The sequence below is a fragment of the Serratia sp. CY84636 genome (assembly GCF_052166245.1).
GTDB lineage: Bacteria > Pseudomonadota > Gammaproteobacteria > Enterobacterales > Enterobacteriaceae > Serratia > Serratia nevei.
In genome coordinates, this window is sequence record NZ_JBJNOX010000011.1 from 175,550 (window position 1) to 199,668 (window position 24,119).

21 protein-coding genes are annotated in these 24,119 nt (G+C 60.6%); 6 read left to right on the plus strand and 15 right to left on the minus strand.

Annotation, left to right across the window (positions count from 1 at the left end; genetic code table 11):
- Nucleotides 1–721: 721 nt before the first annotated feature.
- A complete protein-coding gene (gene purL / locus ACJ8QI_RS22180; RefSeq protein WP_442533119.1) occupies nt 722–4,615 on the minus strand; it encodes a phosphoribosylformylglycinamidine synthase in 3,894 nt (1,297 codons plus the stop codon).
- Between the two features lie 274 nt (nt 4,616–4,889).
- On the opposite strand from purL, the gene mltF reads away from it, so the two are divergent.
- The gene (mltF, locus tag ACJ8QI_RS22185; RefSeq protein ID WP_084827256.1) at nt 4,890–6,350 is read left to right on the plus strand and encodes a membrane-bound lytic murein transglycosylase MltF; all 1,461 of its coding nucleotides are present in this window, start codon (nt 4,890–4,892) and stop codon (nt 6,348–6,350) included.
- On the opposite strand, the gene tadA is transcribed toward mltF, so the two are convergent.
- Nucleotides 6,351–6,857 (minus strand): tRNA adenosine(34) deaminase TadA, encoded by a 507-nt coding sequence (gene tadA / locus ACJ8QI_RS22190; protein ID WP_015378796.1) that lies wholly within the window; start codon nt 6,855–6,857, stop codon nt 6,351–6,353.
- 117 nt (nt 6,858–6,974) lie between these two features.
- On the opposite strand from tadA, the gene ACJ8QI_RS22195 reads away from it, so the two are divergent.
- Complete coding sequence (locus ACJ8QI_RS22195) at nt 6,975–8,027, plus strand: DUF2157 domain-containing protein (protein WP_442533100.1); 1,053 nt, start codon at nt 6,975–6,977, stop codon at nt 8,025–8,027.
- 47 nt (nt 8,028–8,074) lie between these two features.
- Here the strand turns inward: ACJ8QI_RS22195 and yfhb are convergent, their stop codons facing one another.
- From yfhb to murQ, 3 genes are read right to left on the minus strand one after another with little or no spacing between them, the layout of a single operon-like run.
- A complete protein-coding gene (yfhb, locus tag ACJ8QI_RS22200) occupies nt 8,075–8,731 on the minus strand; it encodes a phosphatidylglycerophosphatase C (RefSeq protein ID WP_049272836.1) in 657 nt (218 codons plus the stop codon).
- 3 nt (nt 8,732–8,734) lie between these two features.
- Nucleotides 8,735–10,102, minus strand: a complete 1,368-nt coding sequence (locus tag ACJ8QI_RS22205) for a PTS transporter subunit EIIC (protein WP_442533101.1) — start codon at nt 10,100–10,102, stop codon at nt 8,735–8,737.
- A gap of 18 nt (nt 10,103–10,120) precedes the next feature.
- Nucleotides 10,121–11,014, minus strand: coding sequence for an N-acetylmuramic acid 6-phosphate etherase (gene murQ / locus ACJ8QI_RS22210; protein WP_060425045.1), 894 nt, complete (start codon nt 11,012–11,014; stop codon nt 10,121–10,123).
- Nucleotides 11,015–11,181: 167 nt separating this feature from the next.
- On the opposite strand from murQ, the gene ACJ8QI_RS22215 reads away from it, so the two are divergent.
- The 3 genes from ACJ8QI_RS22215 to ACJ8QI_RS22225 all read left to right on the plus strand — a co-directional run bounded on the left by ACJ8QI_RS22215 (nt 11,182) and on the right by ACJ8QI_RS22225 (nt 14,070).
- A complete protein-coding gene (locus tag ACJ8QI_RS22215) occupies nt 11,182–12,030 on the plus strand; it encodes a MurR/RpiR family transcriptional regulator (protein WP_141967166.1) in 849 nt (282 codons plus the stop codon).
- A gap of 143 nt (nt 12,031–12,173) precedes the next feature.
- Nucleotides 12,174–13,718: a phosphoethanolamine transferase gene (locus ACJ8QI_RS22220; RefSeq protein WP_442533102.1), complete on the plus strand. Its 1,545-nt coding sequence runs from the start codon at nt 12,174–12,176 to the stop codon at nt 13,716–13,718.
- A gap of 91 nt (nt 13,719–13,809) precedes the next feature.
- Nucleotides 13,810–14,070: a YfhL family 4Fe-4S dicluster ferredoxin gene (locus tag ACJ8QI_RS22225; protein WP_060441116.1), complete on the plus strand. Its 261-nt coding sequence runs from the start codon at nt 13,810–13,812 to the stop codon at nt 14,068–14,070.
- 45 nt (nt 14,071–14,115) lie between these two features.
- On the opposite strand, the gene acpS is transcribed toward ACJ8QI_RS22225, so the two are convergent.
- From acpS to lepA, 7 genes are all read right to left on the minus strand, one after another.
- Complete coding sequence (gene acpS / locus ACJ8QI_RS22230) at nt 14,116–14,496, minus strand: holo-ACP synthase (protein WP_019452319.1); 381 nt, start codon at nt 14,494–14,496, stop codon at nt 14,116–14,118.
- Complete coding sequence (gene pdxJ, locus ACJ8QI_RS22235) at nt 14,496–15,227, minus strand: pyridoxine 5'-phosphate synthase (RefSeq protein WP_047730060.1); 732 nt, start codon at nt 15,225–15,227, stop codon at nt 14,496–14,498. The genes acpS and pdxJ overlap by 1 nt, the downstream gene beginning before the upstream one ends.
- 71 nt (nt 15,228–15,298) lie before the next feature.
- Nucleotides 15,299–16,030, minus strand: a complete 732-nt coding sequence (recO, locus tag ACJ8QI_RS22240; RefSeq protein ID WP_004929165.1) for a DNA repair protein RecO — start codon at nt 16,028–16,030, stop codon at nt 15,299–15,301.
- A gap of 6 nt (nt 16,031–16,036) precedes the next feature.
- Nucleotides 16,037–16,945 carry a GTPase Era gene (gene era / locus ACJ8QI_RS22245; protein ID WP_004929162.1) on the minus strand — a complete coding sequence of 303 codons (909 nt, stop codon included), beginning with the start codon at nt 16,943–16,945 and terminating at the stop codon, nt 16,037–16,039.
- The gene (gene rnc / locus ACJ8QI_RS22250) at nt 16,942–17,622 is read right to left on the minus strand and encodes a ribonuclease III (RefSeq protein WP_004929158.1); all 681 of its coding nucleotides are present in this window, start codon (nt 17,620–17,622) and stop codon (nt 16,942–16,944) included. The genes era and rnc overlap by 4 nt, the downstream gene beginning before the upstream one ends.
- Nucleotides 17,623–17,857: 235 nt before the next feature.
- On the minus strand, nt 17,858–18,835 hold the full coding sequence (gene lepB / locus ACJ8QI_RS22255) for a signal peptidase I (RefSeq protein ID WP_033644122.1): 978 nt from the start codon (nt 18,833–18,835) through the stop codon (nt 17,858–17,860).
- A 32-nt stretch (nt 18,836–18,867) separates the two neighbouring features.
- A complete protein-coding gene (gene lepA / locus ACJ8QI_RS22260) occupies nt 18,868–20,667 on the minus strand; it encodes a translation elongation factor 4 (RefSeq protein WP_033648940.1) in 1,800 nt (599 codons plus the stop codon).
- A gap of 518 nt (nt 20,668–21,185) precedes the next feature.
- On the opposite strand from lepA, the gene ACJ8QI_RS22265 reads away from it, so the two are divergent.
- A complete protein-coding gene (locus ACJ8QI_RS22265; protein WP_442533103.1) occupies nt 21,186–22,022 on the plus strand; it encodes a hypothetical protein in 837 nt (278 codons plus the stop codon).
- On the opposite strand, the gene rseC is transcribed toward ACJ8QI_RS22265, so the two are convergent.
- From rseC to rseA, 3 genes are read right to left on the minus strand one after another with little or no spacing between them, the layout of a single operon-like run.
- Nucleotides 22,019–22,495, minus strand: a complete 477-nt coding sequence (rseC, locus tag ACJ8QI_RS22270) for a SoxR-reducing system protein RseC (protein WP_004929144.1) — start codon at nt 22,493–22,495, stop codon at nt 22,019–22,021. The genes ACJ8QI_RS22265 and rseC overlap by 4 nt on opposite strands.
- Nucleotides 22,495–23,451 (minus strand): sigma-E factor regulatory protein RseB, encoded by a 957-nt coding sequence (rseB, locus tag ACJ8QI_RS22275; RefSeq protein WP_025303948.1) that lies wholly within the window; start codon nt 23,449–23,451, stop codon nt 22,495–22,497. The genes rseC and rseB overlap by 1 nt, the downstream gene beginning before the upstream one ends.
- Nucleotides 23,451–24,104 carry an anti-sigma-E factor RseA gene (gene rseA / locus ACJ8QI_RS22280; RefSeq protein ID WP_049200771.1) on the minus strand — a complete coding sequence of 218 codons (654 nt, stop codon included), beginning with the start codon at nt 24,102–24,104 and terminating at the stop codon, nt 23,451–23,453. The genes rseB and rseA overlap by 1 nt, the downstream gene beginning before the upstream one ends.
- Nucleotides 24,105–24,119: the final 15 nt, after the last annotated feature.

Consider the following 24,119-nt stretch of genomic DNA (forward strand, 5'->3'; position numbering starts at 1 on the left):
AAGCAAGAGTGTGGGGAGAGCGTCTGCGTTCGAGGGCATAGGCAACGAAACAGGGAAAAGCGCAGCGTTGAGAATTGACATCGGGGCAAGAAACTTGCCCCAACGCAAGGAAAGTGTGGATGCCCTTAAGTCTCGTCCCCAGGGTGATGTAGCGCAGCGGCTGGCATCGAACAGGACGAATAGCATCCGTAAGTATCCAGGATTGATGAACCCTTCATCACAGTTGGATACAGGCGGTGCCTCACTCCACGTGTCGCCCGATGCTTGATAAAGCCGTTTGCACGGTCTGTTATCGGTTTGGTTGGACGATAGGCACCATTTCTTTGGCATCATTCGGAGGCTTATGAGGCGATTTGCCGTCTAATTACGGCGCCGTCATAAAAAGTTGAATGAGCAACCGACGAGAATAATGCACGTTGCGTGCCAATTTTGCAATAAAAATAATAACAACATGATTTTATTAAAAAATAAAATTATACCAGTAAGTTTCTTTGCGCATCACGCCCCGATGAGCGATGAAAAAAACGCCGCGCTGTCGCCAAATGCAGACAACTAAAGCCAAACCCGATTACCACCAATAAAATCAATTAGTTAAATGTCTCCATTTAGCGACAGAGAAAATAGCGCCTGTCGCAAAATGCAGACACTGCCGCCAATCGCCGAACACCGGCCATAAAAAAGGGCGCAATTGCTTGCGCCCTCTGTACGGTGGTGGCCGTTTTTAGCCCAGTTGCTTACGGGCGTTGCGGAACATGCGCATCCACGGGCTGTCCTCGCCCCACTCTTCCGGGTGCCAGGAGTTGCTGACCGTGCGGAACACGCGTTCCGGGTGCGGCATCATCACCGTGGCACGCCCGCTGGCGCTGGTCACGGCGGTAATGCCGTTCGGCGAACCGTTCGGGTTAGCCGGGTAAGCTTCCGTCACCTGACCGGCGTTGTTGACGAAACGCAGCGCCACCAAACCGTGGCTTTCCAGCGCCGCCAAATGCGCCGCATCGCGCACTTCGACATGCCCTTCGCCGTGGGAAACGGCGATCGGCATACGCGAACCGGTCATGCCCTGCAGGAACAGCGACGGACTGGCCGCCACTTCCACCAGGCTGAAGCGCGCCTCGAAACGATCCGACAGATTGCGCACAAAACGCGGCCAGTGTTCTGCGCCCGGGATCAGCTCGCGCAGGTTGGACATCATCTGACAACCGTTGCACACGCCCAGCGCCAGCGTCTGCGGACGGTGGAAGAATGCTTCGAACTCGTCGCGCACCCGCTCGTTGAACAGAATAGACTTCGCCCAACCTTCGCCGGCGCCCAGGACGTCGCCGTAAGAGAAACCGCCGCAGGCCACCAGCGTATGGAAGTCCTGCAGATCGCGGCGCCCCGCCAGCAGATCGCTCATGTGCACGTCCACCGCGTCAAAGCCGGCGCGATGGAACGCCGCCGCCATTTCAACGTGGGAGTTCACCCCCTGCTCGCGCAGCACCGCCACTTTCGGGCGAGCGCCCTTGGCGATGTACGGCGCGGCGATGTCTTCCTCCGGTGCGAAGGTCAACTTCACGTTCAGGCCGGGATCTTGTTCATCCTGCTTGGCCTGATGCTCCTGATCGGCGCACGCCGGGTTGTCGCGCAGGCGCTGCATCTGCCAGGTGGTTTCCGCCCACCAGGTGCGCAGCGTATTGCGGCTTTCGCTGTACAGCGCCTTGCCGTGTTGGGTGATGACGAAACGATCGCCGGCCTGCACGCTGCCGATGTGATGCACGTTGTCGGTCAGTCCGTGCTGAGCGAACGCCTGCTTCACGTCGTCGAGACGTTCGGCGCTCACCTGGATCACCGCGCCCAGCTCTTCGTTGAACAGCACCGCCAGCGCATCGTCGCCGAGGCCGTCGAGATTGACGTCCACACCGCAGTGACCGGCGAAGGCCATCTCCGCCAGCGTCACCAGCAGGCCGCCGTCGGCGCGGTCGTGGTAAGCCAACAGCGCTTGATCGGCCACCAGCTGCTGCATGGCGTTGAAGAAGCCCGCCAGCTGCGCAACGTTGCGCACGTCGGCCGGTTTGTCGCCCAGTTGGCGGTAAACCTGCGCCAGCGCGGTGGCACCCAGCGCGTTATGGCCGTTGCCCAGGTCGATCAACAGCAGCGCGCTGTCGCCCTTATCGGTGCGCAGCTGCGGCGTCACGGTGTGGCGCACGTCCTCCACGCGGGCGAAGGCGGTGATGACCAGCGACAGCGGCGAGGTCATTTCGCGCTGTTCGTTGCCTTCCTGCCAGCGGGTTTTCATCGACATGGAGTCTTTGCCCACCGGGATGGTGATGCCCAGCGCCGGGCACAGCTCTTCGCCCACCGCTTTCACCGCTTCGTACAGGCCGGCGTCTTCGCCCGGGTGGCCGGCGGCGGCCATCCAGTTGGCGGACAGCTTCACGCGCTTCAGGCTGCCGATCTCGGTGGCAGCCAGGTTGGTCAGCGCTTCCCCGACCGCCAGGCGGCCGGAGGCGGCGAAGTCCAGCAGCGCCACCGGCGCACGTTCGCCGAGCGACATCGCCTCGCCGTAGTAGCTGTCCAGGCTGGCGGTAGTGACCGCGCAGTCGGCAACCGGGATCTGCCACGGGCCGACCATCTGGTCACGCGCCACCATGCCGGTAACGGTGCGATCGCCGATGGTGATCAGGAAGGTTTTCTCCGCAACGGCCGGCAGATGCAGCACGCGTTTCACCGCGTCGGCCAGCGTGATGTTCTCACGCTGCACCGGCTGGCCACTCGCCTGCAGACGGGTCACGTCGCGGGTCATTTTCGGCGTCTTGCCGAGCAGCACGTCCAGCGGCATGTCGATCGGCTGGTTGTCGAAGTGACGGTCGTTCAACGTCAGGTGCTGTTCTTCGGTCGCTTCGCCGATCACCGCATAAGGTGCGCGCTCGCGGCGGCAGATCTCGTCGAACTGCGCCATCTGCGCCGGGGCAATCGCCATCACGTAACGTTCCTGCGATTCGTTGCACCACACTTCCAACGGGCTCATGCCCGGCTCGTCGTTGAGGATATCGCGCAGCTCGAAGCGGCCGCCGCGGCCGCCGTCGCTCACCAGCTCCGGCATGGCGTTGGACAGGCCGCCGGCACCGACGTCATGGATAAACAGGATCGGGTTCTGGTCGCCCAGCTGCCAGCAGCGGTCGATCACTTCCTGACAGCGGCGCTCCATTTCCGGGTTGTCGCGCTGCACCGAAGCGAAGTCCAGATCGGCATCGGACTGGCCTGACGCCATCGACGAGGCCGCGCCACCGCCCAGGCCGATATTCATCGCCGGGCCGCCCAGCACCACCAGCTTGGCGCCGACGGTGATTTCCCCTTTCTGCACGTGATCGGCACGGATGTTGCCGATGCCGCCCGCCAGCATGATCGGTTTGTGGTAGCCGCGCAGTTCGACGCCGTTGTGGCTGTTGACACGCTCTTCATAGGTACGGAAGTAGCCCAGCAGCGCCGGACGACCGAATTCGTTGTTGAACGCCGCGCCGCCCAGCGGGCCTTCGGTCATGATATCCAGCGCGGTGACGATGCGTTCCGGCTTGCCGAAATCCTGCTCCCACGGCTGTTCAAAGCCGGGAATACGCAGGTTGGACACCGAGAAGCCCACCAGGCCGGCTTTCGGCTTGGCGCCGCGGCCGGTAGCCCCCTCGTCGCGGATCTCGCCGCCGGAGCCGGTCGCGGCGCCCGGCCACGGCGAGATCGCCGTCGGGTGGTTGTGGGTTTCCACCTTCATCAGGATGTGCGCTTCTTCCTGATGGTAATCGTACTTGCCGTTGTCCGGCGCGGCGAAGAAGCGGCCGACCTGCGAGCCTTCCATCACCGCGGCGTTGTCTTTATACGCCGACAGCACATAGTCCGGCGTCTGCTCATAGGTGTTCTTGATCATCTTGAACAGCGATTTAGGCTGCTGTTCGCCGTCGATGATCCAATCGGCGTTGAAAATCTTGTGGCGGCAGTGCTCGGAGTTGGCCTGTGCGAACATATAAAGTTCGATATCCGTCGGGTTGCGCCCCAAACCGGTAAAGGCATTCAGCAGGTAGTCGATCTCGTCCTGCGCCAGCGCCAGGCCGAGCCGGACGTTGGCCTGCTCCAGCGCGGTGCGCCCTGCGCCCAGCACGTCGATCGACTGATACGGCGCCGGCTGATGGTGCGCGAACAGCTGTTCGGCCTGTTGCAGCTCGCTGAAGACGGTTTCCATCATGCGATCGTGCAGCAGCGCGGCGAGCTGGCGCCACTGGGTTTCCGTCAGCTCGGGCGCCTTGACGTAGAACGCCAGGCCGCGCTCCAGGCGCACCACCTGCTGCAGACCGCAGTTGTGGGCGATGTCGGTAGCTTTGGAAGACCAGGGAGAAATGGTGCCCGGACGCGGCGTGACCAGCAACAACCGGCCTTCGGGAGCGTGTTCGGCGAGAGAAGGACCGTACTTGAGCAGCCGCTGAAGTTTGGCGTGTTCTTCGGCACTGAGCGGTGCGCTAACATCGGCAAAGTGGACGTACTCGGCGTAGATATCACTGACGGGCAGGTGGGCGTCCTGGCAGCGGGACAGCAGTTTGGTAATGCGAAAAGCCGATAAAGCGGGCGAACCACGCAGAATTTCCATAATCAAAGTTCTCTCGTCTTCGAAGCGACGGATAAGACGCTTCATTGGGCGCAACAGGGGAAAACGCGCGCCATTATAGAGAATCCTCGCCGCCGACGAAACCGTTTGCGTAGGGATTATTGATAAAAGCGTGCCGCACCGTCGAATTGTCATAACGTGTCAATAAAGTTGCACACTGGCGTTTTGTTGCGCAAAATGCCCCCGCACTGGTGATTTAACCATGAGAAAAGTCGCGGTTGTCGTCGCCGGTGTACCTGTGCCACCACTGGATAACTATTTGAAACGTCTTAAAATAAACTACATCCTTATCGGCGTTGTCACCCTGCTTCTGGCTCTCGCGCTGTGGCCCAATATCACCTGGCGCAGCGGCCAGGGCGGGCAACTCCAGGAGATCATTTCCCGCGGCGAGTTGCGTATCAGCACGCTGAATTCACCGCTGACCTATTTCAACACCAAGCAAGGGCCGGGTGGGCTCGACTACGAACTGGCCAAGCGCTTCGCCAACTACCTCGGGGTGAAGCTGGTGGTGATCCCCCATCAGAACATCAATGACCTGTTCGACGATCTGGACGATGACGACGCTGACCTGCTGGCGGCCGGCCTTATCTACAACCAGGAGCGCCTCAGCCGCGCGCGTACCGGCCCGGCCTACTACTCCGTTTCCCAACAGCTGGTGTACCGGCTGGGCACCCCGCGGCCGAAAAACTTCGCCGACATTAAAGGCAAGCTGGCGGTCGCCTCCGGTTCCGCGCACGTCAGCACGCTAAAGCAGCTCAAGCAGGATAAATATCCGGATCTCGCCTGGGAGTCCTCCAGCGATCTCACCTCCAAAGAGCTGCTGGAGCGGGTAGCCGACGGCAAGCTGGACTACACCCTCGGCGATTCGGTGACCATCGCGCTGCTGCAGCGCATCCATCCGCAGCTGGCGGTGGCGTTCGACGTCACCGACGAAGAGCCGGTCACCTGGTATCTGAAACGCGACGGCGACGACAGCCTGTACGCGGCGATGCTGGACTTCTACAGCCAGATGGTGGATGACGGCACCCTGGCGCGGCTGGAAGAGAAGTACCTCGGCCACGTCGGCAGCTTCGACTATGTGGACACCAAAACCTTCCTGTCGGCCATCGACTCGGTGCTGCCCAACTTCCGCCCGCTGTTCGAGAAGCACGCCAACGAGATCGACTGGAAGCTGCTGGCGGCCATCGCCTATCAGGAATCGCACTGGAATCCGCAGGCCACCTCGCCCACCGGCGTGCGCGGCCTGATGATGCTGACCCGCGCCACCGCCGACGGCCTGGGGGTCAACGATCGCCTCGATCCGGAAGAGAGCATTCAAGGCGGCGCCCTTTACCTGCAACGGCTGATGGCCAAGGTGCCGGACAGCGTGCCGGAAGACGAGCGCATCTGGTTCTCGCTGGCGGCTTACAACATGGGCTGGGGCCACATGCTGGACGCGCGCAAGCTGACCAAGACGCAAAAGGGCAACCCGGACAGCTGGGTCGACGTCAAGCAGCGCCTGCCGATGCTCAGCCAGAAGCGCTACTATCCGCAGCTGACCTACGGCTATGCGCGCGGGCGTGAAGCCTACAACTATGTAGAAAACATCCGCCGCTACCAGGTCAGTCTGGTGGGCTATCTGCAGGAAAAAGAGAGAAAGGCGGCGCAAGCGGCCGCCGAGCAAGAGGCGTTGGGGAAAGGCTACCCGACGGTGATGCCGGAACTGGCGCTCAACTACTGATTATTCCGGCTTATCCGCCGCCCGCTGCGCCAGCCTGAGCGCTTTTTTCTGTTCACGGCGTAGACGGAAGAAATTGCTCAGGGTGGCGGCGCATTCGTCCGCCAGCACGCCCGAGACGATCTCCACCTGATGGTTCATGCCCGGATGGCGCAGAATGTCCACCAGTGAACCGGCCGCGCCGGTTTTCTCGTCGGCGGCGCCATACACCAGCCGGCGGATACGGCTGTGCACCATCGCACCGGCGCACATCACGCAGGGCTCCAGCGTGACGTAAAGCGTGGCGTTCAGCAAACGGTAGTTTTGCAGCACCGCGCCGCCCTGGCGCAGCGCCATGATCTCGGCGTGTGCGGTAGGATCGTGTCGGCCGATCGGGCGGTTCCAACCCTCGCCGATGACCTGATTGTCCAGCACCAGCAGCGCACCCACCGGCACCTCGCCCTCTTCCTGCGCGCGCAGGGCCAGCTGCAATGCCTGACGCATCCAGTACTCATCGTTATATTCAGTCATCGCATAATTCCTCGTGCGCTTTTGCGGCGGGCATTATACACACTAGCCTCCCTTTGTCGTAGCCACCCGCCAATGGCTATACTGGCCGAATCAGCGTGTGATTCAGGGACCAGAAGCATGAAACTCAGTAAAAAGAACGCGGTCGTGGTGCGCAAGGCGCTGGACGGTTGGGTGGGAGAAGGCGCCTTGACGCCCGAACAACGGCAGCAACTGCTGCAGCATGTGGCCGTGCAGCCTTTCGACTGGCGGCGGCTGGCGCGCTATGCGTTTCTCGCCGCGCTGGCCTCGCTGCTGATCGCCGTCACCAGCCTGTTCGCCGACAGCGAACTGCTTGCATGGCTCAGCGGGCTGTTCCGCTTCGACGCGCCGGTGCGCATGGCGATCGCCGGCGTACTGGCGGCACTGGCCTACGTCTGGGCGCTGCGTCGCCGCCGGCGCCACCCGGAAAAACGCTACGGCAATGAGGCCGCACTGTTTGTCGCCGTGTTGCTTACCGCCTGCGCCTTATGGCAGCTGGGGGTCTGGCTGGATAACGGCAGCGGCCGGGTTTCCGTGCTGCTGCTGTTCGCCGCGCTGCTGTACGGCGCGATCGGCTGGTTCAGCCGCTCCGGGCTGGTGTGGTGGTTCGCCCTGCTGTCGCTCGGCAACGCCTTCGGCGCCGAGACCGGCTACCTGTCCGGCTGGGGCGCCTACTGGCTCGGCATGAGCTACCCGATTCGCTTTATCGCCTTTGGTGCGGTGCTGATCGCCGCCGCGCTGCTGTTGCGGCCGCTGTTGGCGCAACGCGGCCTGCAGCGGGTGTCGCTGGCGATGGGCCTGCTGTACCTGTTTATCGCCCTGTGGCTGCTGTCTATCTTCGGCAACTACGGCGATCTCGACAGCTGGTACAGCGCGCGCCAGATCGAGCTGTTCCACTGGAGCCTGCTGTTCGGGCTGGCTGCCCTCGCCGCCATCTGGCTGGGGTTGAAGCATGACGACGCCATGCTGCGCGGCTTCGGGCTGACCTTCCTCGGCATTAACCTTTATACCCGTCTGTTCGAGTTTTTCTGGGACAGCATGCCGAAGGCGGTTTTCTTCGTGCTGCTCGGCCTGAGCCTGTGGGCGCTGGGGCATTATGCGGAGAAGATTTGGCAGCTGGGGCGCAAGCCGCACGACGTGACCGGCGACTGATCGCGCTGCCGATAAAAGCAGAAAGGGCGGAATCTTCCGCCCTTGGTTTATTCCAGCTGTTGCAGCTCGCCCTGCTTGCTTACCCGCCAGCGGTGCTCACAAAAGAACAGCAGCGGATTATCCTGCTTGCTGTCGCTGTAACCGCTGTACAGCTTCAGCGGCGCACCGAGCCGCTGCTCCAGCTGCACCACTTTCTGGGCCCCCAGACAGCGCAGGGTCAAGACCCAGCCACCGCAGCGGCGCGTGATGCGGCTGCCGATCAACCGCACCCGCGGCAGAAACGCCGAATCGCGATACACCTGCTCCACCAGCCGCTCCGGCGAGCCGGTAATCAGCCACACTTCGGCATCGTGCTCCTCCAGGTACTGCCGCAGCCGCATTTGCACCACCGGAAATGCGGTCACCTTCTGACGAAAGGCCTCGATAAACTGCCGCTCCAGCGCCTTTAGCGTCGTTTCGGAACGCCCAAAAGTGATCGCCCACAGCAGCAGGCTCATCGGCCAACGCGCGGCGCGCCCCAGCAGCAGCAGCGCCAGACCGATCGGCAGCAGCAGCGGTATCACCAGCAACAGGTTCAGCGGTAAGCGGCGCAGCAGAAAACGTAAGAAACTGCCGAACATATCCTCCTGATGCAGGGTGCCGTCCAGATCGAAAAAGACCACGCGGCGCCCCTCTGCGGCCGGTTGTTGCTGCTTGTCGCTCAAACGCTACTCCTCGGGATCGTTGAACCCCATCATCCAGGTGAAGAGAAAACCGGCGATAATCGTAATCAGCATCCCCGCCAGATACAACATCACCTTACCTGAGACGATGGTCAACGCCAAAGGCAGCCCCGAAATGCCGAAGGTGATCACCGTCGCCACCTTCCAGTAGCTGATCAGCGCTCCGCCAACCGCACCGCCGAGGCAGGCGCCGATAAACGGCCGGCCCAGCGGCAGCGTCACCCCGAAGATCAGCGGCTCGCCGATGCCGAGAATGCCGACCGGCAACGCCCCTTTGATCACCTTTTTCAGCCGCGCATTGCGGGTTTTCAACAGCACCGCCAGCGCCGCCCCCACCTGCCCGACGCCGGCCATCGCCAGGATCGGCAGCAGCGGGTTGGAACCGTGCGCCTGCACCAGCTCGACGTGGATCGGCACCAGCCCCTGATGCAGACCCGAGAGCACCAGCGGCAGGAACAGCCCCGAGAGCAGCGCTCCCACCAGCAGCCCGCCCTTGTCGATCGCCAGATTGGCGCCGTGGGCGATGGCGTCGGAGATAATGCCGCCGATCGGCTGCAAAATCAGGATCGCCAGCGAGGCGGTGACCAGCGTGGTCAGCAGTGGGTTAAGGATCAGTTCGACCGATTCCGGCAGCAGCGTGCGCAGGCGTTTCTCCACCCAGCACATAAACGCTACCACCAGCAGCACGGCGATCACCCCGCCGCGCCCCGGCTGCAACGCCTCGCCGAACAAGGTAATCTGCGCCAGCGCCGGGCTGGAGAGAATGCCGGCCATCACGCCGCCCATTGCCTGAGAGCCGCCGAATACCCGCGCGGCGTTGACCCCGACCAAAATGTTCATGATGGCGAACACCGCGCTGCCGAAGATCGCCAACAGCCCCAGCACGTTCGGGTAGTCCACCGCCAGCTGGCCGGCGATGTCAGGCCGTTTCAGCAGGTTGATGATGCCGGTGATCAGGCCCGAGGCGATAAACGCCGGGATCAGCGGAATAAAGACATCGGCCAGTTTTTTCAGCGCGCCGCTCATCGGCGCAGCGTATTTTTGCTTAGCCTGCGCCTTGGTGCGGGCCGCGTCACCGACGGCGACGACGGGCTGCGCGCTTCCGCTCAGCAATTCGCGCATGGCATCCACCACTTTGGCGGCGGCGCCTGGGCCAACGATAAACTGATGCTGCTCACCCTGTTTGATATAGCCCTTCACGCCGGGCAGCTGCCTGAGGGCGGCCAGATCCAGGCGCTGTTCGTCGCTGACCTCGACGCGCACCCGCGTCATGCAGTTCTCCAGTTTGAGGATATTACCCTCGCCCCCCACGCCCGCCAGGATCTGTGTCGCCAATGCCGTTGTCTTGTCCATCGCCGCCCCCACCGTGAATTAACGCGCCAGCGCCGCGCGCAGGTAGCCGTCGTGCCGCTGCAGCCGCTGCTGTGCCTCTTCGGCGCTGACGCCGGCCAAAAGCATCAGGATCGCCGGTTTGACTTCGAAGCCGGTCTGCGCCAGCGCCGCCTCCGCCTGAGCGCGTTCGGCGCCGGTGGCCTCCACCACGATGCGGCAGGCGCGATCCACCAGTTTGACGTTGGTGGCCTTCACGTCCACCATCAGGTTCTGGTAGACCTTGCCCAGCTTGACCATCGCGCCGGTCGACAGCATGTTGAGCACCAGCTTCTGCGCAGTGCCGGATTTCAGACGCGTCGAGCCGGTCAGAGCCTCCGGCCCCACCACCGGCGAGATCGCCACCTGCGCTTCGTGCGCGATCGGCGAATCCGGGTTGCAGGAGATGGCCGCCGTCGGGCAGCCCAGCCCGCGCGCATAGCGCAGTGCGCCAATCACATAAGGCGTGCGCCCGGAGGCCGCCAACCCCACCACCATATCGACGGCGGTGAGGTTAAGCGCCCGGAGATCGGCTTCGCCCAAAGCTTCGTCGTCTTCCGCCCCCTCCACCGCTTTAAGCAGCGCGCCCGGCCCGCCGGCGATCAGCCCCACCACCACGCCGTGCGGCACACCGAAGGTCGGCGGGCACTCGGAAGCATCCAGCACGCCCAGGCGGCCGCTGGTGCCGGCGCCCAAATAAATCAGCCGCCCACCAACCTTCAACGCCGCCGCCGCCAAATCGACCGCCTGCGCGATCGCCGGCAGCACCTTTTCGATCGCCTCCGGCACCTTGCGGTCTTCCTGGTTAAAGCAGCGGACCATCTCCAGCGTCGACATCTCATCCAGCCTCATGGTGGCCGGGTTGCGGGTTTCCGATACCAGTGCGCCCAAGTTCATCTGTTCACCTTTGAATTTTTAATTCACAAAATTAAATCAATATTTGAATATTTTATTCAACAAAGCGAGCGCTATTTGCTATTTTAACGACGAGCTCACAAAAATTTTCACCGCGCGTTTTCGCCGCCTGCGTGGCAAAATGGCCGCTGGTTTCCAGGGAAAGATCAATGAGTACCCTTCTGCGCATTCGCCAGATGTATCCGACACTGGCGCAAAACGACCGCAAGCTGGCGGATTTTTTGCTGAACAACGCCGAGCAGGCGCGCCATCTCAGCTCGCAAAAGCTGGCCCAGCTGGCCGGCATCAGCCAGTCGAGCGTGGTGAAGTTCGCCCAAAAGCTGGGCTATAAAGGTTTCCCGGCGTTGAAGCTGGCGCTGAGCGAGACGCTGGCCCAGCCGCAGGCCGAGCCGGTCGTGACCGTTCACAACCACATCCTCAGCAGCGACACGCTGAAAATCGTCGGTGAAAAACTGCTGGCGGAAAAGCAGGCGGCGCTGCGCGCGACGCTGGACATCAACAGCGAAGAGCGGCTGCATCAGGCGCTGGACATGCTGCGTCAGGCGCGCCGGGTGATGCTGATCGGCATCGGCGCTTCCGGGTTGGTGGCCAAGGATTTTTCCTTCAAACTGCTGAAAATCGGCGTGATGGCAGTGGCCGAAGCGGACATGCACGTTCAGCTGGCGGCGGTGCAGGCGCTGGATAAGCGCGATCTGCTGCTGGCTATCTCCTTCAGCGGCGAACGGCGTGAAATCAATCTGGCGGCGGAAGAGGCGCGCCAGGCCGGCGCCAGGGTGTTGGCGCTGACCAGCTTCTCTCCCAACGGCCTGCAGCAGCGCGCGGACCACTGCCTCTATACCATCGCCGAAGAGCCCCACACCCGCAGCGCGGCCATCTCTTCCAGCACGGCCCAGTACGCTCTCACCGATCTGCTGTTTATGGCGCTGATCCAACACGATCTCGATCATGCCCGCGACCGCATCAAGCACAGCGAACAGTTAATGAAAAAGTTGGTTTGAGGCGTATAATGGCGGCCGATAAAACGCCGCCAGTTCAATTATTTCCCTTCTTTGCATTCGAAAAGTAATGTACGGGCGGTGACCTGCTCAATTATCGATCAACAATTGAGCGTGCATGGACAGCATTATTTAACGATACCATTATGAATACACACACTGTTATTTTAGATAAGTTGCGATATTCCGTGACTCATCCGATTCTGCGTGCCTTTTTGCTCTATGTCATTACTGCATTGATTCTAATCAAGGCGATGGGATACAGCGGTGGAAAAGGCATTGATATTCTTTTTATTGCACTTATTTTACTATTATTATCTATCCATTCGGTTACCCGATACGGCCTGATCATTCCGTTTATTCTGCTGTGTGCGTTGTATGCGCCGGTCGGAGCTATTTACGGCCCCCCTTCCGCTGCCGTGATGTCCGCCCTGTTGCAAACCAACCTCATAGAAGCGACGGAGTTCTTGCAGACCCTGCCGACCAGTTGTTATCTGCTGCCTGCCGCCATTCTGGTTATGCTGGCCATTCTCAGCCTATTTATTTGGCGGCAAGCCATTTCAAAACAAACCATACTTCCCATGCTAGCCCTGCTCATGGTTATCATTATCGTCAGAACCTTCAATGGCGGCGTGGCGAATCTTAAATTGCCTGACTTCTTTTTATCCATCTACTCAGCTTACCATCAATACCAACAGCAGGTTGATGAATTAAGTGCCGGCGCTTCAGCACCGGACACTTGGTCAATAACCGCAAGCGCACCAACGAATGAGAACTATGTCATTATCGTCGGCGAAAGTATGCGCAGGGATCATATGTCCTTATTTGGTTATCCGGTGTCCACTACACCGTTTCTGGATAATGCCAAGGGACGGTTTTACAGTAATTATATTTCCACCGCGCCGAATACGTTCGAATCGCTCCCCCGCACGCTGGCTTTAAGCAACGGCCACAACATTGCCCTCGGGGATAATATCATCACCCTGGCAAAAGCCGCCGGCCTCAATACCCACTGGCTGTCCAATCAGGGCATGTTCGGGCAATTCGATACGCCGGTATCAAAAATCGCCATGTTCAGCGATAACCATTACTTCCTGAAGAAAGGCGACTATCAATCGCGCAACACCGATGATGATGCGCTGCTGCCGATATTTGACCAACTATTGAGCCGCCAGGGGCAAGGCAACCTGTATGTGCTGCATCTGATGGGCTCGCACGCCGACTTTTGCGAGCGGCTTAACGGCGAACCGCCGAGCGTCGAGTCGCCGAATAAGGAGCTGGCCTGCTACCTCTCTACCTATCGCAAGACCGATCGTTTTATCGAGCAGGTTTATCAAAGTCTGAAACGGACCGGTGCGCCGTTTAAACTGTTCTATTTCTCCGATCACGGTCTTTCCCATAAGGATATCGGCGGCATACGTTCTCTGCGTCACAGCAGCGATACCCGGCAGAATTACCAGGTGCCGTTGCTGGTGCTGAGCGATCGCGACCAACAGCACCAGATCATTGATGATCCCTTGAGCGCGTTCGATTTTATCGGATTGTTTGCTCAAGAGGCGGGAATACCGGTTGCCCATCCGGAGGTGATGCCTACGATGCGTATGGCGGATACCGATAAGCGCTGGGTGTTTGACGGGCAGAGAAGGGTTGATTTCGATCAGTTGACTGACGACCCACCTGAGTTACCCTAAGCGGTAAGATGACGAAAAAACGCCCGCCGCGCGGCGATTCTATGATAGATTGCGCGCCAGCCCGAGCACACCGATGGAAAGATAACTGACAATGGCACTGCTGATTACCAAGAAATGCATCAACTGCGACATGTGCGAGCCGGAATGCCCGAACCAGGCGATTTCGATGGGCGATGAGATTTATCAGATCGATACCGATCGCTGCACCGAGTGCATCGGCCATTATGATACGCCGACCTGCCAGCAGGTTTGCCCGATCGACAACACCATCATCACCGATCCGCAGCATCGCGAGAGCAACGAACAGCTGTGGGACAAGTTTGTGGTGCTCCACCACGCCGATCGCATTTAATCCGCCGCAGGACTGACAAGGGCGCCACAGGCGCCCTTTCTATTTTCAGCTTTCGACGATCACCGTCGCGCAGGCGTAGCGCCGTTCGTCGGCCAGCGAAACGTGGATCGCGGCGACCCCCATCTCCCCGGCCAGCTCGGCGGCGCGGCCGTGCAAACGAATATTCGGCTTGCCCAACGCATCGTTGAACACTTCGAACTGATTGAACGCCAGGCCGTTGCGAATGCCGGTGCCGAACGCCTTGGCAGCGGCCTCTTTCACGGCGAAACGTTTGGCCAGAAAGCGAATCGGCTGCTGGTGCTGCTGATACAGCGCCCACTCGGCGTCGCTCAGCACGCGGCGCGCCAGACGATCGCCGCTGCGCTCCACCACCGCTTCGATACGCGCCATCTCGACGATGTCGGTACCCAGCCCGAGCACCGCCATTACCGGCGCGCTTCCCGCATCAGCACTTTCATGTCGGCAACCGCGGCCGGCAGCCCGCACATCACCGCCTGGCCGATAATCGCATGGCCGATGTTCAGCTCGTGCATTTCCGGCAGCGCGGCAATCGGCTGCACGTTGTGGTAGGTCAGGCCGTGGCCGGCATTGACCTTCAGCCCCTTCTCGGCCGCGTAGGCGGCGGCTACCGCGATGCGGCGCAGCTCGGCCTGTACCGCCAGCTCGCCCTGGGCTTCGGCGTAGGCACCGGTGTGGATCTCGATATAAGGAGCGCCCACCGCCACCGCCGCGTCGATCTGGCGATGATCGGGATCGATGAACAGCGAGACCAAAATGCCCGCCTGCGCCAGGCGCTCAACCGCCACGCTCATTTTGTCCAGCTGGCCGGCGACGTCCAGGCCGCCTTCGGTGGTCACTTCTTCACGCTTTTCCGGCACCAGGCAGCAGAAGTGCGGCTTCAGCTCAATGGCGATATCCAGCATCTCGTCGGTCACCGCCATCTCCAGATTCATGCGCGTCTGGATGGTCTGGCGCAGCAGGCGCACGTCGCGGTCGGTGATGTGGCGGCGGTCTTCGCGCAGATGCACGGTAATGCCGTCGGCCCCCGCCTGTTCGGCAATGAATGCCGCCTGAACCGGATCCGGGTATTGGGTTCCGCGCGCGTTACGTAACGTGGCGATGTGATCGATATTGACGCCCAGCAGCAAATCAGCCATGACAACCTCTAAATACGATTTTCAGTGCCAGCAGTTTACACGCGGGCGCAGGGCGGCAAAAGGGGAAAAGGTCAGGCGTCGTCGACCGGCGTATTCGGCTGTTTGCGCACGAACTGGCGGAACAGTTCGCGGCTCTTCAACGGCTTGCCGCCGAGGTAGGGTTTCAGCGCCATACGGGTGAAACGCTTGGCGGCGCGCAGCGTCTCGGCATCGGGAAACTGACGCTCCGCCAGCGCGCGCAGTTCGCGCCCGGTGAAGCTGTAATGATCCACCACCAGGCTGGCGATAAAGCCTTTCTCTTCGCGGTAACGATAGGTCATGGCATCATCCACCGGCAGGCCGCTGCCGGCGCAGTGCAGGAAATCGAGGCCGTAGCCCAGGTGGTGCAGCAAGGCCAGTTCGAACTGACGCAGCGCCTGCTCCGGCGAGCTGTCTTCCGCCGCCAGCGCCTGCAGGCATTGCAGATAGTCGAAGAACAGCACCGAGTAGTTGGTTTCCTGCTCCAGCACGCGCGCCAGCAGTTCGTTCACGTACAGGCCGCTGTAAAGCATCATGCCGCTGAGGGGTAAACCGAGGGAGACCGCTTCGGCGTTGCGCAGCGTTTTCACTTCGCCGCGGCCGCCCCAGCGCACTAACAGGGGGGTAAAGGGTTGCAGGCAACCCTTCAGATTGGAACGGCGGCTGCGCGCGCCTTTCGCCAGCAAGCGCACCCGCCCATGACCTTCGGTAAACAGATCCAGCATCAGACTGGTTTCACTGTACGGCCGTCCATGCAGGACGAAAGCGCGCTCCCAGCCGTCCACGGATCGTTACTTCAGATCGTCAACATAGCCCAGGCTGCGCAGCGCACGTTCGTCGTCCGCCCAACCGGATTTCACTTTCACCCACAGCTCGAGATGCACTTTGGCGTCGAACATCTGTTCCATGTCCTGGCGCGCTTCGATGCCGATGGTTTTGATCTTGGCGCCTTTGTTGCCGATGACCATTTTCTTCTGGCCTTCGCGCTCGACCAGGATCAGGCCGTGCACATCGTAGCCGCCGCGATCGTTAGCCACGAACTGTTCGATTTCCACCGTCACCGAATACGGCAGCTCTTCGCCCAGGAAACGCATCAGCTTCTCGCGGATGATCTCAGACGCCATAAAGCGCTGGGAGCGATCGGTGATGTAGTCTTCCGGGAAGTGGTGTTCCGCTTCCGGCAGCAGCTTGCGCACGATGCCGGCGATGGTGTCGACGTTCATCCCTTTCTCGGCGGAGATAGGCACCACGTCGAGGAAGTTCATCTGCTGGCTGAGGAACGCGATGTGCGGCAACAGCTTGGATTTGTCGGTGACGTTATCAACCTTGTTGATCGCCAGCAATACCGGGCAGCGCAGGCTGCGCAGCTTGTTGACCACCATTTCGTCGTCGGCGGTCCAGTTGGTGCCTTCGACCACGAAGATCACCAGTTCGACGTCGCCGATCGAGCTGCTGGCCGCGCGATTCATCAAGCGGTTGATGGCGCGTTTTTCTTCGATGTGCAGCCCTGGGGTATCGACGTAGATCGCCTGATAGGCGCCATCGGTATCGATGCCCATGATACGGTGACGGGTCGTCTGCGGCTTACGCGACGTAATGGAAACCTTCTGCCCCAGCAGTTGGTTCAGCAACGTCGATTTGCCCACGTTCGGGCGGCCGACGATGGCGATAAACCCGCAGTGTTGTTTTACTTCGCTCATTCAAGCTCCAGCTTTTTCAGCGCTTGTTCCGCTGCCGCCTGCTCGGCTTTACGGCGGCTCGAGCCGGTGCCCACCACGGGCTCGCTCAAACCACTCACCTGGCAGTGGATGGTAAACTCTTGGTCGTGCGCTTCACCGCGAACCTGCACCACCAAATAAGAAGGCAACGGCAGATGACGCCCCTGCAAAAACTCCTGCAAACGGGTTTTCGGGTCTTTCTGCTTATCACCGGGGCTGATTTCATCCAACCGGCTGCGATACCAGTCCAAAATCAGACGCTCGACGGTCTGGATGTCGCTGTCCAGGAACACGCCGCCGATCAATGCCTCCACCGTATCCGCCAGGATTGACTCGCGGCGGAACCCACCACTTTTCAATTCACCCGGCCCCAGCCGCAGACATTCGCCCAGGTCAAACTCGCGCGCCATCTCCGCCAGCGTGTTGCCGCGCACCAGCGTGGCACGCATGCGGCTCATATCGCCCTCGTCTACGCGAGGAAAGCGGTGATAGAGCGCATTGGCGATGACAAAGCTCAGAATCGAGTCACCCAGAAACTCAAGACGTTCATTGTGTTTACTGCTGGCGCTGCGGTGAGTCAAAGCCTGCAGTAAAAGCTCCTGCTGTTGAAAAGTGTAGCCCAGCTTCCGCTGCAGCCTGTTTATTACGATGGGGTTCATGAGTTACCAATAGATCAAGAATGCGTCAAAAACTTGCAGCATACGGAACAGGCCTGCTTCGCCGAAAGCCGATCCAAAGCTGTTTCGTTTGCAGTGGCTCCCAGCAGGAGCCAACTTTTTATCGCTCGAGAAAGTATTCTACAACGAGTGGAAACATAATGCTGTGTTTATATCCCCTTAATCTTTCACGCCGCAGTAGGCTGCGGCGTGAAATAGACAGAGAATAAGTCAGCGATTAATGAATGCCGCCGATCCGGCTGAAACGCACGCCGGTAGGCCACTCACCTTCCTGCTTTTCAAAGCTCATCCAGATGGCCGTGGCTTTACCCACCAGATTCTTCTCCGGCACAAAGCCCCAGTAGCGGCTGTCCGCGCTGTTGTCGCGGTTGTCGCCCATCATGAAGTAATGCCCGGCCGGCACCACCCACTCCGCCAGCGGTTTGCCCGGCTGTTGGTAGTAAGCGCCCACCTGATCCTGCGTGCCCGGCACGGTCAGGATGCGGTGGGTCACGTTGCCCAGGCTCTCCTGACGCTCGCGCAGACGAATGCCGCCCTGCGGCACGTTGTCGTTCAGCGGGATTTGGTAGAAGCCGTTGCTGGCCTCGCCCATGCCACTGCGGCTGAACAGCTGCACGAAGTCGCTCGGCTGGGCGTCCGCGTAGGTCACCGCCAGCGCGGTATCGCAGGACTGCCCGCTGTTGCAGGACGGCTGCACCGTAACGCGCTTATTCACCGGATCGTAAGTAATACGATCGCCCGGCAGGCCAATTACGCGCTTGATATAATCGAGCTTCGGATCCAGCGGATATTTAAATACCGCAATATCGCCGCGCTTCGGATGGCCGGTTTCAATGAGCGTGGTCTGGGTAATCGGATCTTTAATGCCGTAGGCATATTTCTCCACCAGAATGAAATCGCCAATCAACAGCGTCGGCATCATTGAGCCGGACGGGATCTGGAACGGTTCGTAAATAAACGAACGCACCACAAAGACCAGCAACAGCACCGGGAACACCGATGCGCCAGTCTCTACCCAACCAGGCTGCTTCGCCACTTTCGCCAGCGTTTTATCGTCTACGGCGCCCGCGGTCTGCTCGTTGACCGCCGCGATCTTCGCGCGGCGGGCCGGCGCCCATTTAAAGCGCTCGAAGCACCAGATGATCCCGGTGACCAAGGTGGCCAACGCCAGGATCAGGGCAAACATATTCGCCATGCAAACTCCCTCGTTTCGCGAACTCGTCGCGGTTACTTGCCGTCTTTACCGACGTGCAGAATGGCCAGGAACGCTTCCTGCGGCAGCTCGACGTTGCCGACCTGTTTCATGCGCTTCTTACCGTCTTTCTGTTTCTGCAGCAGCTTTTTCTTACGGCTGACGTCACCGCCGTAGCATTTCGCCAGCACGTTTTTACGCAGCTGCTTCACGGTGGAGCGCGCGATGATGTGCGTGCCGATCGCCGCCTGAATCGCGATGTCGAACTGCTGACGCGGGATCAGATCTTTCATCTTCTCCACCAATTCACGGCCGCGGTACTGCGAGTTGTCGCGGTGAGTGATCAGCGCCAGCGCATCCACGCGCTCGTTGTTGATCAGCACGTCCACGCGCACCATGTCGGAGGCCTGGAAGCGCTTGAAGTTGTAATCCAGCGACGCATAGCCGCGCGACGTGGACTTCAGGCGGTCGAAGAAGTCGAGCACCACTTCCGCCATCGGGATTTCATAGGTCAACGCCACCTGGTTGCCGTGGTAGACCATGTTGGTCTGCACGCCGCGCTTCTCAACGCACAGGGTGATGACGTTGCCCAGGTATTCCTGCGGCATCAGCATGTGGCATTCGGCGATCGGCTCGCGCAGTTCCTGGATATTGTTCAACGGCGGCAGCTTGGACGGGCTGTCGACGTAGATCACTTCTTTGCCGGTGGTTTCCACTTCGTAGACGACCGTCGGCGCGGTGGTGATCAGATCCAGATCGTATTCACGCTCCAGACGCTCCTGAATGATCTCCATGTGCAGCAGGCCGAGGAAGCCGCAGCGGAAGCCGAAGCCCAGCGCGGTGGAGCTTTCCGGCTCGTAGAACAGGGAGGCGTCGTTGAGGCTCAGTTTGCCCAGCGCATCGCGGAAGGATTCATAGTCGTCGGAGCTGATCGGGAACAGACCGGCGTACACCTGCGGCTTCACTTTCTTGAAGCCCGGCAGCGCTTTATCCGCCGGCTGACGCGCCTGCGTCAGGGTATCGCCCACCGGCGCGCCGAGGATGTCTTTGATCGCGCAGACCAGCCAGCCCACTTCGCCGCAGTTCAGCACGTCGCGATCGACCTGCTTCGGCGTGAAGATGCCCAGGCGATCGGCGTTGTACACCTGGCCGGTGCTCATGACCTTGATCTTGTCGCCCTTGCGCAGCGTGCCGTTCTTGACGCGCACCAGAGACACGACGCCCAGGTAGTTATCGAACCAGGAGTCGATGATCAGCGCCTGCAGCGGCGCATCCGGATCGCCCTGCGGCGGCGGGATATCGCGCACCAGGCGCTCCAGCACGTCGGGCACGCCGACGCCGGTTTTGGCCGAGCAGCGCACCGCATCGGTAGCGTCGATGCCGACGATGTCTTCGATTTCCTGTGCGGCGCGATCCGGATCGGCGGCCGGCAGGTCAATCTTGTTCAGTACCGGCACCACTTCCAGATCCATTTCGATCGCGGTGTAGCAGTTGGCCAGCGTCTGGGCTTCTACGCCCTGACCGGCGTCCACCACCAGCAGCGCGCCTTCGCAGGCCGCCAGCGAGCGGGAAACTTCATAGGAGAAGTCAACGTGGCCGGGGGTGTCGATAAAGTTGAGTTGATAGGTCTGCCCATCCAGCGCCTTATAATCCAGCGTCACGCTCTGCGCTTTGATGGTGATGCCGCGCTCGCGCTCCAGATCCATGGAATCGAGCACCTGCGCGGCCATTTCACGGTCGGACAAGCCACCGCAGATTTGGATAATGCGGTCAGACAGCGTCGACTTACCGTGGTCAATATGGGCAATAATGGAGAAATTTCGTATATGCTTCATTATAAAAGTTTTTCTGCCTTGGTATTTCTGAATTACTCGCCTATAGAAACCCGCATGGACCTAAAGCGACAGTGAATGGGTTAGGCCGTCTTGCACCTGAATCGCTGCATTCTACATGCCACACCACTGAAAACCTAGCGATCGGTGCAGTGAAGGCATTCTATTATGCGCAGCTAAATGTTACAGGGCACCCCGGCGGGTGAAAACAGATGTTAACGCGGACGATACGGCCTGAACCCAAGGCTTGCAGGTGCTCCGTGGCCGTCAAACTCCGGCGCTAATACATAACCGGCCGCAGCGCAATAAACCCTCTCCGAAATTATAAGAAAAGAATATTTGGATCAACCTCTTAGAATTCCATTTCGCCCCTCTTCCTTTAGGAAAAACCCCATATACGCCACCACCGCCCCTCGGATAGAAAGGGCATGAACTCCGCGACAAAACATTATTCCGGGCACTACATCGGCAGCCCACCGGGGTTCAGCAGCATATCTGCGTACGTTGATTGGAAGGTGCATATGATCGATAAAGGGCAAATGCTGAGCCGGCACGATTTTTCGAAGGTCAACTGGGGCATTCTGGCGGCGGCGGCGCTGCTGTTTAGCGTGGGAGCCGCGCTGTTGGTGCTGCCGCTGCTGAGCAGCATTGATGAGAGTGAAGTCATCACGCTGTTGCAGGCCGGCGCGGGCACGGTTTTACTCGGCTGTACGCTGCTGGCGCTGCGGCACTATCTGCGCCCGACGCTGACCTATCGCCTGTACGAGCATGGCGTGCGGGTCTTTGACGGCCACCATCACAAAGAGCGCTTCATCCCGTTTGAGAAAATCGGCGACATCTATCGCTTTCGCGGCGGCAAAGCTTTTGGCGGGCTGTTTGACGTCACGGCGTTCCGCGCCGGCGCGGATCAGCCCTGGTGTACGGTTTTCAGCAACGTCGCCCATTCGTGGCGGCTGGCGGACGTGATCGTTGACCAACAGCTGCAGCAGCGCGGGCCGCTGGCATTGAATGCGCTCTATCAGGGGGAGGTGGTGCCGTTTCACACCGTTGAAGGCGACGCACGCTGGCTGTGGCAGCTGCTGCTGGGCAAACGGCAAGGTACGCCGACCGAAACGCTGCGGCTAAGCGCCACCTTGCTGGCCACGGAACGGGGAAACGTGCCGCTCGAGCAGATCCGCACGGTGGAAAACCATCCGCAGCTCGGCATCCGTTTGCTCGACGGCCAGGGAAATGTGCTGTTCGCGATTAACTACGATTCGCTGCTCAGCGCCGATCTGTTCATCGCGCTGTTGGAGCATATGATCCACAACCGCATCCCCGCCTATCACAACCCGGCGATGACGCGGCCGTCGGTTTAAATCAGCGGGGAGTTTTCCGCCTGCATGCGCATCGCGGTAGGCGGCAGCCCAATCTGCAGCACCACCGGCTGGTAATCGGCCTGCTCGCCCAGACGCCGGGCCAACCGGCGCGCCAGCATAAAGGCCGCCCCGCCGCCCAGCACGGCGCCGACTGCCGCCGAGGCGTCGCTGCCGAAACAATATTGCAGCAAGGTGCCGCCCAGCATCATGCCCAGCAGCGGCGTCAGGTAAACCAGCATTGCGGAGCGCAGCAGGCTGCCCTCCGCAATGCCAACCTCGACGCGCTGCCCCGGTTCGAGCGGCTGATCGATATGCACCTGCAGCTGATGCTCGGTTTCCGGCACCAGCTCGTTCAACGCGCGCGCGCCGCAGCCGGAGCGCGCGGTACAGCTGCCGCAGCCGGCTTTGGGTTCACAGCGCAGCAGCGCTACGCCCTGTTGCCACGAAACCACCGTGGCCCACTCTTTCATCATTACGGCGATACCTTGAAAGAAATGCTGTCGGCGATGCGCTTGGCCGTAGCCGGCGGCAATTCGCCCACGATAGTGATTTCGTTGCCCGCGCGTACTTCGGTCTGAATGGTGCGGCGCCCCTGACGATAGTATTGCTGCCCGGCTCCGCTGCCCGCCGGGCTGACGTTGACCGAGAAGCTGAACAGACCGTCGCTGTAAAGCCGGGATTCGACCGGCACGGCGACATTCGGCAATTTGCGGCGATTGCGCGCCACCTCGTCCACCCCGGCCGGCAGCCAGCCGGTGCTCCAGCTGAGCTGGACGTTTTCCACCGCCGGCAGCGACAGCAGCGGCGGCAGGTTGGCTTTGAGCAGCCCCTGCATCGCGCCCTGCACGTCAGCGCCGACCGCGAAGGAGATCACCCGATATTGCTCCAGCGTTTCGCCGTCGCGATCGAGCAGATCCACCCGCAGCGGCAGCTTGGTGTCCTCGTCCATCCAGACGATGTAGCTGTAGCGGGAACCGTCGCGCGCCACCACGCGCAGCACTTCACACGGCCGATCGGCGATGCGGGTGCTGCCCACGGAGATGAAGTCGTAGTACTTGGCCAGACGGGTGAAATCGGCATAGACGATCGCCGGCAGCGCATCGACGATGTGATCGCCGGTGAGCGTGAACGGCTCCAGGCCAGGCTCGAAGTAGCTGATCCCGCCGCCGCGCTGCAATACTTCGCGGCGCGGGCCGTCCATATGCAACAGCTGGCCGAGCGGCACGTTGCCGATCACCGCATGGCGATAGCGCAACGACTCGATTCCCTGCTTGCTGATGCTGATGTAGGCGAGCTCGTAATTGAGAGAACGGCTGGCGCTGCTCATCTGTTGCAATAACGCCCCGGACGCAGTTGGCTGCGCCGGGGCGATGCTGGAATAGAGCAGGCTGCCCGTCAATAAACAAACGGAGAACCAGATTTGCTTCATTACTGCTGTTGCATTCCTAAAGACTGAGTTCCGGGAACCTGAATGGCAGCCTGTTGCGGGTTGCTTTGTTCAAGCTGCAGCTGATCCGAATGCAGGCGACGTTGCAGTTCATAGTCCTGCAGCATGGCGTTGATACGCTTGCGCTGTTCCTGCACCTGCTGCTGTTGGCCGCTGCCGGTGGAGAAGCTGTCGGCCGGGACGCCCAGGCTGACCGGTGAGGCCTGGCCCATGATCGGCAGCGTGGTAAAGGCCGGCGATTCGGACGCGTTCGATGACGCAGCAGGTTGATTATAGTGCTGTACGCCGACGATCACCGCCAGCGACACGCAGGCCGCCATACCGATTTGCGTAATCTGGCTCGCCCAAGGACGCACTTTGTCCCAGAACGGCATTTTCTGCCAGGTGTGAGGCTGCGGCTGAGATTCCTGAACGGCAGAAGGCACCAGCCGGGCGGGTTCTTTCTCAAGTGCAGCGGCTACGCGATCGGCGATGTCGAGATGCATCACTTGCCCGACATCACCTCGCAGTGTGTCACGTATCAGGTGATAGCTCTGCCAGCTTTGTTGAAGCGTTCGATCTTGCGACAGAGAACTCAACAGCTCGCTGTCGAACGATTCACCATCCATCAGAGCGGAAAGCTTTTCTTTCTGCATGCCTAAGTACCCTTC

Excerpts from the sequence above, each read along its gene's own strand:
- murQ (WP_060425045.1), bottom strand. The coding sequence starts at position 11,014 with ATGAACTTGGGCGCACTGGTATCGGAAACCCGCAACCCGGCCACCATG.
- lepB (WP_033644122.1), bottom strand. The coding sequence starts at position 18,835 with ATGGCGAATATGTTTGCCCTGATCCTGGCGTTGGCCACCTTGGTCACC.
- ACJ8QI_RS22220 (WP_442533102.1), top strand. The coding sequence starts at position 12,174 with ATGAATACACACACTGTTATTTTAGATAAGTTGCGATATTCCGTGACT.
- ACJ8QI_RS22265 (WP_442533103.1), top strand. The coding sequence starts at position 21,186 with ATGATCGATAAAGGGCAAATGCTGAGCCGGCACGATTTTTCGAAGGTC.
- rseC (WP_004929144.1), bottom strand. The coding sequence starts at position 22,495 with ATGATGAAAGAGTGGGCCACGGTGGTTTCGTGGCAACAGGGCGTAGCG.
- rseB (WP_025303948.1), bottom strand. The coding sequence starts at position 23,451 with ATGAAGCAAATCTGGTTCTCCGTTTGTTTATTGACGGGCAGCCTGCTC.
- ACJ8QI_RS22195 (WP_442533100.1), top strand. The coding sequence starts at position 6,975 with ATGAAACTCAGTAAAAAGAACGCGGTCGTGGTGCGCAAGGCGCTGGAC.
- acpS (WP_019452319.1), bottom strand. The coding sequence starts at position 14,496 with ATGGCGGTGCTCGGGCTGGGTACCGACATCGTCGAGATGGCGCGTATC.
- rseA (WP_049200771.1), bottom strand. The coding sequence starts at position 24,104 with ATGCAGAAAGAAAAGCTTTCCGCTCTGATGGATGGTGAATCGTTCGAC.
- era (WP_004929162.1), bottom strand. The coding sequence starts at position 16,945 with ATGAGCGAAGTAAAACAACACTGCGGGTTTATCGCCATCGTCGGCCGC.
- rnc (WP_004929158.1), bottom strand. The coding sequence starts at position 17,622 with ATGAACCCCATCGTAATAAACAGGCTGCAGCGGAAGCTGGGCTACACT.
- ACJ8QI_RS22225 (WP_060441116.1), top strand. The coding sequence starts at position 13,810 with ATGGCACTGCTGATTACCAAGAAATGCATCAACTGCGACATGTGCGAG.
- lepA (WP_033648940.1), bottom strand. The coding sequence starts at position 20,667 with ATGAAGCATATACGAAATTTCTCCATTATTGCCCATATTGACCACGGT.
- ACJ8QI_RS22215 (WP_141967166.1), top strand. The coding sequence starts at position 11,182 with ATGAGTACCCTTCTGCGCATTCGCCAGATGTATCCGACACTGGCGCAA.
- tadA (WP_015378796.1), bottom strand. The coding sequence starts at position 6,857 with ATGACTGAATATAACGATGAGTACTGGATGCGTCAGGCATTGCAGCTG.
- ACJ8QI_RS22205 (WP_442533101.1), bottom strand. The coding sequence starts at position 10,102 with ATGGACAAGACAACGGCATTGGCGACACAGATCCTGGCGGGCGTGGGG.
- pdxJ (WP_047730060.1), bottom strand. The coding sequence starts at position 15,227 with ATGGCTGATTTGCTGCTGGGCGTCAATATCGATCACATCGCCACGTTA.